11 protein-coding genes are annotated in these 8,764 nt (G+C 66.5%); all 11 read right to left on the bottom strand.

All coding sequences use genetic code 11. The features are described 5' to 3' along the window. Window positions 1-1,440, bottom strand: a 1,440-nt coding sequence (locus tag DQP58_RS24750; RefSeq protein WP_112710745.1) for an NADH-quinone oxidoreductase subunit G, incomplete at its 3' end; no start/stop codon positions are given. A 113-nt stretch (window positions 1,441-1,553) separates the two neighbouring features. After that, window positions 1,554-2,894 carry an NADH-quinone oxidoreductase subunit NuoF gene (gene nuoF / locus DQP58_RS24740; protein ID WP_112710744.1) on the bottom strand — a complete coding sequence of 447 codons (1,341 nt, stop codon included), beginning with the start codon at window positions 2,892-2,894 and terminating at the stop codon, window positions 1,554-1,556. Then, a complete protein-coding gene (nuoE, locus tag DQP58_RS24735) occupies window positions 2,891-3,649 on the bottom strand; it encodes an NADH-quinone oxidoreductase subunit NuoE (RefSeq protein WP_112710743.1) in 759 nt (252 codons plus the stop codon). Before nuoE ends, nuoF begins: the two co-directional genes overlap by 4 nt. Continuing rightward, window positions 3,646-4,971, bottom strand: coding sequence for an NADH dehydrogenase (quinone) subunit D (nuoD, locus tag DQP58_RS24730; protein ID WP_240630120.1), 1,326 nt, complete (start codon window positions 4,969-4,971; stop codon window positions 3,646-3,648). Before nuoD ends, nuoE begins: the two co-directional genes overlap by 4 nt. Beyond that, window positions 4,971-5,678 carry an NADH-quinone oxidoreductase subunit C gene (locus DQP58_RS24725; RefSeq protein WP_112710742.1) on the bottom strand — a complete coding sequence of 236 codons (708 nt, stop codon included), beginning with the start codon at window positions 5,676-5,678 and terminating at the stop codon, window positions 4,971-4,973. The genes nuoD and DQP58_RS24725 overlap by 1 nt, the downstream gene beginning before the upstream one ends. Beyond that, window positions 5,675-6,229 carry a NuoB/complex I 20 kDa subunit family protein gene (locus DQP58_RS24720; protein WP_007772881.1) on the bottom strand — a complete coding sequence of 185 codons (555 nt, stop codon included), beginning with the start codon at window positions 6,227-6,229 and terminating at the stop codon, window positions 5,675-5,677. The genes DQP58_RS24725 and DQP58_RS24720 overlap by 4 nt, the downstream gene beginning before the upstream one ends. An 8-nt stretch (window positions 6,230-6,237) precedes the next feature. Continuing rightward, on the bottom strand, window positions 6,238-6,615 hold the full coding sequence (locus tag DQP58_RS24715) for an NADH-quinone oxidoreductase subunit A (RefSeq protein WP_007772880.1): 378 nt from the start codon (window positions 6,613-6,615) through the stop codon (window positions 6,238-6,240). Between the two features lie 375 nt (window positions 6,616-6,990). Further along, window positions 6,991-7,404 carry a response regulator gene (locus tag DQP58_RS24705; protein WP_112710740.1) on the bottom strand — a complete coding sequence of 138 codons (414 nt, stop codon included), beginning with the start codon at window positions 7,402-7,404 and terminating at the stop codon, window positions 6,991-6,993. A 56-nt stretch (window positions 7,405-7,460) separates the two neighbouring features. Next, window positions 7,461-7,997, bottom strand: coding sequence for a YceI family protein (locus DQP58_RS24700; RefSeq protein ID WP_205869537.1), 537 nt, complete (start codon window positions 7,995-7,997; stop codon window positions 7,461-7,463). Window positions 7,998-8,045: 48 nt separating this feature from the next. Continuing rightward, entirely contained in the window at window positions 8,046-8,468 is a 423-nt protein-coding gene (locus DQP58_RS24695; RefSeq protein ID WP_112710738.1) for a nuclear transport factor 2 family protein, read from the bottom strand. A gap of 26 nt (window positions 8,469-8,494) precedes the next feature. Beyond that, on the bottom strand, window positions 8,495-8,764 hold a 270-nt coding region (locus DQP58_RS24690; protein ID WP_240630117.1), incomplete at its 5' end, for a DUF6285 domain-containing protein.

Raw genomic sequence — 8,764 nt, 5'->3', positions numbered from 1 at the left:
CGATGCAAGCCGTTCGCCGACCATGATGACCGCGCCGGGGGTGGAGAGCAGGTCGCCCATCTCGCCGGTGGCCAACCCGTCCAGCGCCGTAGCTTCGGCGCCCGGAACGGTTTTGATCAGGCGCCCGGACATCTTGGTCAGCGAGCGGGTGGCGAACGGCGCGATCGCGTAGATCGGCAACCCGTGCTTGCGGGCCGCCTTGCGCAACCGCAGGAACACGATGGGTGACTCGTCTTCGGGCTCGAAGCCGGCCAGCACGACGATCGGCGCCGATCCCAGATCGGCGTAGCTGACCGTGATCGGTTTGCCCGCGATCCGGGCGGCCAGGAAGTCGGCCTCCTCGGCCGAACTCGGGCGGGCGCGGAAGTCGATATCGTTGGTGTCCAACACGATTCGCGCGAATTTGGAGTAGGCGTAGGCGTCCTCCAAGGTCGCCCTGCCCCCGACGAGGACCCCCGTGCGGCCGCGCGCGGCCTCGAGGCCCCTCGTCGCGACGGCGATCGCGTGGGACCACGAGGCCGGTTGCAGCGAACCGTCGGCGTCGCGGATCAGCGGAGTGGTGAGCACGTCGGGCTGGGTTGCGTAGGTGAACGCCCACCGGCCCTTGTCGCAGTTCCACTCCTCGTTGACTTCGGGATCGTCACCGGCCAGCCGGCGCAGCACCTTGCCGCGGCGGTGGTCGGTGCGCTGGGCGCAGCCGGAAGCGCAGTGCTCGCAGACGCTGGGGCTGGACACCAAGTCGAACGGCCGGGCCCGAAACCGATACGAGCTTCCGGTCAGCGCGCCCACCGGGCAGATTTGCACGGTGTTGCCCGAGAAGTAGGACTCGAACGGTTCGTTGGCGTAGATGCCGACCTGCTGCAGGGCGCCCCGTTCCTGCATGTCGATGAAGATGTCGCCGGCGATCTGCTCGGAGAACCGCGTGCAGCGCGCGCACAGGATGCAGCGCTCGCGGTCCAGCAGGACCTGCGAGGAGATGTTGATCGGCTTGGCGAAGGTGCGTTTGACGTCGGTGAAGCGAGAATCGGTGCGGCCGTTGGACATTGCCTGATTCTGTAGCGGGCACTCGCCGCCCTTGTCGCACATGGGGCAGTCCAGCGGGTGATTGATCAGCAGCAGCTCCATCACGCCGTGCTGGGCCTTATCGGCGGCCTCCGACGTCAGCTGGGTGCGCACCACCATGTCGTCGGTGGCGACCGTGGTGCACGAGGCCATCGGCTTGCGCTGGCCCTCGACCTCGACCAGGCACTGCCGGCACGCGCCGACCGGTTCCAGCAGCGGGTGGTCGCAGAACCGCGGGATCTGGATGCCCATCAACTCGGCGGCCCGAATCACCAAGGTTCCCTTGGGGACGCTGATCTCGTTGCCGTCGATGGTCAACGTCACCATGTCCGGCGGACGGACCTCGTCACCGGTCTCGGTCTTGGCCGCACTAGTCATGAGCGCCGCTCCTCTTCATCGCTTCGCTCTGCATCGTCGCCGTCGCGGGTCATGAGCGCCGCTCCTCTTCATCGCTTCGCTCTGCATCGTCGCCGTCGCGGATCATCCGGGCCTCAAGCCTTTCCGTTCGGCGTCAGCATGGAGTCTCGGGGGTCGAAGGGGCATCCGCCGCCCTCGACGTGCGCGACGTACTCGTCGCGGAAGAACTTGATCGACGACATCACCGGGCTTGCGGCACCATCACCCAAGGCGCAGAACGACTTTCCGAGAATGGTGTCGGAGATGTCAAGCAACTTCTGAATGTCGTCGCTGGTGCCCTTGCCGGTTTCCAGCCGCTCGTAGATCTGGTCCAGCCAGAACGTGCCCTCGCGGCACGGCGTGCATTTTCCGCAGGATTCGTGCTTGTAGAAGTACGTCCAGCGCCGCACGGCACGCACCACGCAGGTGGTCTCGTCGAAGATCTCGAGCGCCTTGGTGCCCAGCATCGAGCCGACCCCGCCGACGCCCTCGTAGTCCAGCGGCACGTCAAGGTGCTCGTCGGTCAGCAGCGGGGTCGACGAGCCGCCGGGTGTCCAGAACTTCAGCCGGTGCCCGGCGCGCACCCCGCCGGCGTAGGCGAGCAACTCCCGCAACGTGATTCCCAGCGGGGCCTCGTACTGACCGGGGCGGGTGACGTGACCGGACAGCGAATACAGCGTGAAGCCCGGGGACTTCTCGCTGCCCATCGACCGGAACCAGTCGACGCCGTTGCCGATGATCGACGGCACGCTGGCGATGGTCTCGACGTTGTTGATCACGGTGGGGCACCCGTACAGCCCGGCAACGGCGGGAAACGGCGGGCGCAGCCGCGGCTGGCCGCGACGGCCTTCCAGGGAGTCCAGCAGCGCGGTTTCCTCACCGCAGATGTAGGCACCGGCGCCGGCGTGCACCACCAGTTCGAGGTCGAAGCCCGAGCCGTTGATGTCGCGGCCCAGGTAGCCCGCGGCGTAGGCCTCGGCCACCGCGTTCTGCAGGCGGCGCAGCACTGGCAGCACCTCCCCGCGCACGTAGATGAACGCGTGGCTGGCGCGGATCGCGTAGGCGGCGATGATGACACCCTCGACGAGGACGTGCGGTGTCGCCAGCATCAGCGGAATGTCTTTGCATGTACCGGGTTCCGACTCGTCGGCGTTGACGACCAAGTAATGCGGTTTGGCCGCCGCGCCGGTGTCGCCCTGCGGGATGAACGACCACTTCGTGCCCGTCGAGAAGCCCGCGCCGCCACGCCCACGCAGCCCGGAGTCCTTCACCAGCCCGATCACCTCGTCGGGCTCCATCGCCAGGGCCTTCTTCATCGCCTCGTATCCACCGTGGCGGTGATAGGTCTGCAGGGTCCAGGACTCGGGATCGTCCCAGAAGCGGCTGATGACCGGAGTGAGCGGCGTCGCCTGCGAGGTGTCCGAAGTCGTTGTCATTGCTGGCCTTCCGGCGCGCCGGGCGCCTGCATGCCGAGTTCCTTGGCTACCTTCAGGCCGGCCAGGGTGGCGGCGCCGGCGCCGCCCTGGCCTTGGTCGGGACGCTCGTCGGGCAGGCCGGCCAGGATGCGCGACGTTTCGCGGAAGACGCACAGCGGCGCTCCGCGAGTGGGCGACTTGGGCTCGCCGGCGCGCAGCGAGTCGACGAGTTCGCGCGCCGAGTCCGGCGTCTGGTTGTCGAAGAATTCCCAGTTCACCATCACCACCGGCGCGTAATCGCAGGCGGCGTTGCACTCGATGTGTTGCAAGGTGACCGACCCGTCGGCGGTGGTCTCGTCGTTGCCGACGCCCAGATGTTCTTTCAGGGCGTCGAAGATGACGTCGCCACCCATGATGGCGCACAACGTGTTTGTGCAGACACCGACGAGATAATCGCCGGTGGGACCCCGGCGATACATGGTGTAAAAGCTGGCCACCGCGGACACTTCCGCCCCCGTGAGCCCCAGTTGCTCACCGCAGAACTCCAGCCCCGCCGGCGTCAGGTAGGAATCCTCCGACTGCACCAGGTGCAGCAACGGCAGCAACGCCGAGCGCTTGTTGGGGTAGCGCCCCATGATCTCCTTGGCGTCGACCTCCAGCCGGGCCCGCACCTCGGGTGGATACGTCGTGGGCGCTCCCTCGACGACGAACGCGTTGGGCTCGTCGGGCGGTGGGCCGAGCCGGATGAAGACCGGCTGTCCCTGCGGCCCGGTCACCGATCCACCCCGCCCATGACCGGGTCGATGCTGGCTACCGCTGTGATCAGATCGGCGACCATGCCGCCTTCGCACATCGCCGCCACCGACTGCAGATTGGTGAAGGAGGGGTCTCGATAGTGCACCCGATAGGGCCGAGTGCCGCCGTCACTGACCATGTGCACGCCCAACTCCCCGCGCGGCGACTCGACTGCCGTGTAGACCTGGCCCGCGGGAACCCTGATGCCCTCGGTGACCAGTTTGAAGTGGTGGATAAGCGCTTCCATCGAGCCGCCCATGATCTTGGCGATGTGCTCCTGCGAGTTGCCCATGCCGTCGGGGCCCACCTTCAGGTCGGCCGGCCAGGCGATCTTGCGGTCCTCGACCATGGTCGGGCCGGGCTTCAACTTGTCCAGACACTGCTCGACGATCTTGATCGACTCCCACATCTCGTTGACGCGAATCATGTAGCGCCCGTAAGCATCACACGTGTCTTCGGTGATCACGTCGAATTCGTAGTTTTCATATCCGCAGTACGGCTCGCTCTTGCGCAGATCGTGGGGCAGCCCGGTGGCACGCAGAATGGGTCCGGTGATGCCCAGAGCGATGCACCCGGTCAGATCCAGGTAACCGACGTCCTGGGTGCGGGCCTTCCAGATGGCGTTCTCGTTGAGCAGACCGCTCATTTCGCGCAGCACCTGCTTGAGCCCCTTGAGGCCCTCGACGATCTCGGTCTCCGCGTTGGGCGGCAAGTCCTGTGCCACACCACCGGGCCGGACGTACGCGCTGTTCATCCGCAGGCCGGTGATCGATTCGAACAGGGTCAGCACGATCTCGCGTCCGCGGAAACCGACGAACATCGGGGTCATGGCGCCCAGCTCCATGCCGCCGGTGGCCAAGGCCACCAGATGCGACGAGATCCGGTTGAGCTCCATCATCATCACCCGGATGACGTTGACCCGCTCCGGTATCTGGTCGGTGATGCCGAGCAGCTTCTCCACGCCCAGGCAGTAGGCCGTCTCGTTGAAAAACGGTGAGAGGTAATCCATCCGCGTCACGAACGTGACGCCTTGGGTCCAGTAGCGGTATTCGAGGTTCTTTTCGATGCCGGTGTGCAGATACCCGATGCCGCAACGGGCGTCGGTCACCGTCTCGCCCTCGATCTCCAGGATCAGCCGCAGCACCCCGTGGGTGGATGGATGCTGGGGGCCCATGTTGACGATGATGCGTTCGCCGGGGTCGGCGGCGCGGGCGGCTTCGACGACCTTGTCCCAGTCCTGACCGCCGGCGACCACGAACTTCTCGCCGGCTCCGTCGTGCGTCGCTTCGGTGGTAGTGCTCATCAGTTGTACGCTCTCCGCTCGTCGGGCGGGGGTATTTGTGCGCCTTTGTATTCGACGGGGATCCCGCCGAGGGGGTAGTCCTTGCGCTGGGGGTGTCCGTGCCAGTCGTCGGGCATCTCGATGCGGGTCAGCGACGGATGTCCGTCGAAGATGATGCCGAAGAAGTCGTAGGTCTCCCGCTCGTGCCAGTCCGTGGTCGGATAGATCCCGAACAGCGAGGGGATGTGCGGATCACTATCGGGCGCAGACACTTCCAGGCGGACTCGCCGGTTGTGCGTGATCGACTGCAGCGGGTATACCGCGTGCAGTTCGCGACCCGTCTCGTGCGGGTAATGCACCCCGCTGACGCCCAGGCACATTTCGAAGCGCAGTTGCGGGTCGTCCCGCAGCCGATGAGCGACCTGCACCAACGCGTCGCGGCGGACGTGCAGGGTGAGTTCGTCGCGGTACACCACGACTTTCTCGATGGCGTCGGTGAATTCGACGTTGTCCTGGTTCAACGCCGCGGCCAGGCCGTCGACCACGCCGTCGAAATAGCCGCCGTAGGGCCGCGGGCTGCTGCCCGGCAGCACAACCTCGCGCACCAGCCGTCCGTAACCGGACGTGTCGCCCGTGCCCTTGGCGCCGAACATGCCGCGGCGCACGTCGATTACCTCTTCGTCGGCGCCGCTGATCGCTTCCTTGGGATCTTGGTCCGGCGTGCTCATCGCAGCAGTCCGCGCATCTCGATCGTGGGCCGCGCCGACAGCGCCGCCTGCTCGGCTTCGGCGATGGCGGTCTCCCGGTTGACGCCCAGCGGCATCTCCTGAATCTTCTCGTGCAGCTTCAGGATTGCGTACAACAGCATCTCCGGTCGCGGTGGGCAGCCGGGCAGGTAGATGTCCACCGGAACCACGTGGTCGACGCCCTGCACCACCGCGTAGTTGTTGAACATTCCGCCGGACGACGCGCAGACGCCCATGGCCAGCACCCATTTCGGTTCGGCCATCTGGTCATAGATCTGCCGCAGCACGGGTGCCATCTTCTGGCTGACCCGCCCCGCGACGATCATCAGATCGGCCTGGCGCGGGGTGGCCGAGAAGCGCTCCATGCCGAACCGGGCGATGTCGAATCTTGGCCCGGCCGTTGCCATCATCTCGATGGCGCAGCAGGCCAACCCGAATGTCGCCGGCCACAGCGAGTTCTTGCGGACGTAGCCCGCCACCTTCTCGACTGTGGACAGCAGGATCCCGCCGGGCAGCTGTTCCTCAAGACCCACGTCCTACCTCAATCCCACGTCAGGCCGCCGCGGCGCCACACATAGGCGTAGGCCACGAAAACCGTCAGCATGAAAATCACCATTTCGACCAGAGCGAACGTGCCCAGCGCGTCGTAGCTGACCGCCCAGGGATACAGGAACACGATTTCGATGTCGAAGACGATGAAGAGCATCGCGGTGAGGTAGTACTTCACCGGAAAGCGCTGCCCAGCCGTCGCATGCGGGCCGCTCACCGACGTCTCGGTGGGCTCGATTCCACACTCGTAGGCCGACATCTTCGACTTGTTGAACCGTGACGGGCCGGCCAGGCTCGCGATCGCCACCGAGCCCACGGCAAAGGCGGTGGCGATGGCGCCTAGCACCAGGATGGGTATGTAGACGTTCAACTCGCTCCATGATCCGTCGTACGAGCCGCCTGCAGCGGCCAGGCGGTAACCGGGCTGCTGTGACGAACTGGATCGCAAGCCCGCCACAGTGATTTACAACATAGCGTCGCGGCGTGCGGCGCGCTTGCCCGGGGTGGGCGTTTTGCAGTATTGGCGGTGCCACGCGGCGCTGTGCTGCGCAAACTCGATAGCGGGTGAAACCAACGCCGGTCGCCGGACGCGATCCGCCGCATCGGCTAAGCGGAGAGCACCAGCAAAGGCGCTGCTGCGCCGATCGCTGCGGCGCTGAAGATCAACGGCGTCGCCAGGGCGGAAAGGCCCGCATTCGGTGGCGCGAAAGGAGTGGTCGCAGCAAAGCCGCGACGCGGGCGGGACTCAGGTGACCGGTGCCCGCAGCAGGTTGAGCACGGTGCGTCCCAGCACGATCGGGTCGATGGGGTGCGGCACCGCGCCCTCGGCGCGTGACCAGGCCGCCAACCACGCGTCGTCGGGCCGCCCGGTCAGCACGACCAGGGGCGGGCAGTTCTCGAGTTCGTCTTTGAGCTGCTTTGCGATTCCCATCCCGCCGGTCGGGGCGGCCTCGCCGTCCAGGATGGCCAAGTCGATGCCGCCCTTGTCCATCGTCGCCACCACCATCGGCCCGGTCGCCACCTCGACATAGCTGAGCTCGGGCAGATCGGGGTGCAGCTGCTTGCCCAGCGCCCGCATCACCCGTTCGCGGGTTTGGGCGTTGCTGCTGTAGACGAGGATCCGCAGGGCGACGCTGGACTGGGGGGTGGAGTCGGGCACGGTGCAGATGCTACTGGTGTCGCACCCGATTGGGCGGGGGTGCCCGCAGAAATCCTTTACTGCGATGCCCGCACGAAGATGGCATCCGCGGCGACGGTTGCCGTGGAGCTCATCATGCCGAGGCGGTTCCAACCCAGGTCGAACCGGTCCCGATCGAGCTTGGTTTCGCCGGTGATTCGGATCGAGCCGTCGTCGAGCTCGCAGACCGTGACCGGCAGTGTCACCTCCTCGGCGACGCCCTTGATGGTGAAGGTCGCCCGAAGGTCGGCGGCCTTGCCCTTCGTCGGGTGCACCGCGGTCACCACGACGCTGATCTCACCGAAGCGGTCGACGTCGAAGAAGTCGGCCGAGCGCAGGTGTGTGTCGCGGCGGCCGATGCCGGTGTCCAGCGAGGCGGCCCGGATGTCGATGCGGCCGAAAACCGCTCCGTTGCCGGTCAATTGGCCGTCGCCGGCGAAGTCGGTGAAGCGGCCTTTGACGTTCAGCAGGCCCCACATGTTGCGGATCTTGAACGTGATGGCCGAGCGATCCCGCACCAGGTTCCATACGCCGGCCATGTCGGGATCGTGCAGCAGCGTCTCCAAAGTCGTCATCGTCACCCCCATGTGTCGTCACCCGCACGTGTCGTGGCGAATCTAGCGCTAGTTCAGCAACGGCGCGATCCCTGCGGGATCGAAATATTCGTCGATGCGCTCGATCAGGCCATCGGTGCCCACCCTGATCACGATGCAGACCCGCAGCGAGATCGCCTGTCCGGCATGCCCGGTGGCGTGCAAGATGTGCTGCTGGACGAAGCCCCGCGCGGACCCCTGCGAAGAATCCGCGAAGACCTGCCGGTCGAGGATTTCGTAGCGGCGCGCCGTGGTGGCGCCGATGAACCACTCGATGACCCGCATCGCGCGGGCCTTATCGTCCGCTTCGCGGGGGTCGCGCCCCGAGCCGACGCGCCACACGGCGATGCCGTCGCTCCACATCGAGTCGACCGCGTTGACGTCGCCGCGCTCGATCGCGGTGAACAGGCGGTTGGCCGCATCGATGACCGTCTCGGCGCTGGAAGCGGGCATGTCTGGCTCCTGTGTCGATCGCGGGGCTATTCGCTGTCGTATCCGGGGTGCGCGACGGCCAATCGGCGTCGTACCAGGGTGCGCAGGCACGCGGTAACCCGGTCCGCTTGGCGGTCCAACTCGCCGGAGCGTATCGCGGCGGCCAGCTGTTCCTCGTCGGCGAAGCCCAGGCCGGCCAGCGCCGCGCGGGATTGGGCCTCGCTGTCGTCGAGCAGTTCGCGTTCGACGATGCGCAGCGCGTTCGCGGCGACGCGGGCGTGGAAGTTGACCTGCCCCTCGGTCGCCCCGCGCACGTC

The organism is Mycobacterium colombiense (assembly GCF_003284975.1).
Classification (GTDB): Bacteria; Actinomycetota; Actinomycetes; order Mycobacteriales; family Mycobacteriaceae; genus Mycobacterium; species Mycobacterium europaeum_A.
This window is presented reverse-complemented; position numbering and strand designations above follow the sequence as displayed.

Bases quoted from the DNA above. Each gene is read 5' to 3' on its own strand.
- DQP58_RS24695 (WP_112710738.1), bottom strand. From the start codon at position 8,468: ATGCCCGCTTCCAGCGCCGAGACGGTCATCGATGCGGCCAACCGCCTG.
- DQP58_RS24725 (WP_112710742.1), bottom strand. From the start codon at position 5,678: ATGAGCACGCCGGACCAAGATCCCAAGGAAGCGATCAGCGGCGCCGAC.
- nuoD (WP_240630120.1), bottom strand. From the start codon at position 4,971: ATGAGCACTACCACCGAAGCGACGCACGACGGAGCCGGCGAGAAGTTC.
- nuoF (WP_112710744.1), bottom strand. From the start codon at position 2,894: ATGACAACGACTTCGGACACCTCGCAGGCGACGCCGCTCACTCCGGTC.
- DQP58_RS24700 (WP_205869537.1), bottom strand. From the start codon at position 7,997: ATGACGACTTTGGAGACGCTGCTGCACGATCCCGACATGGCCGGCGTA.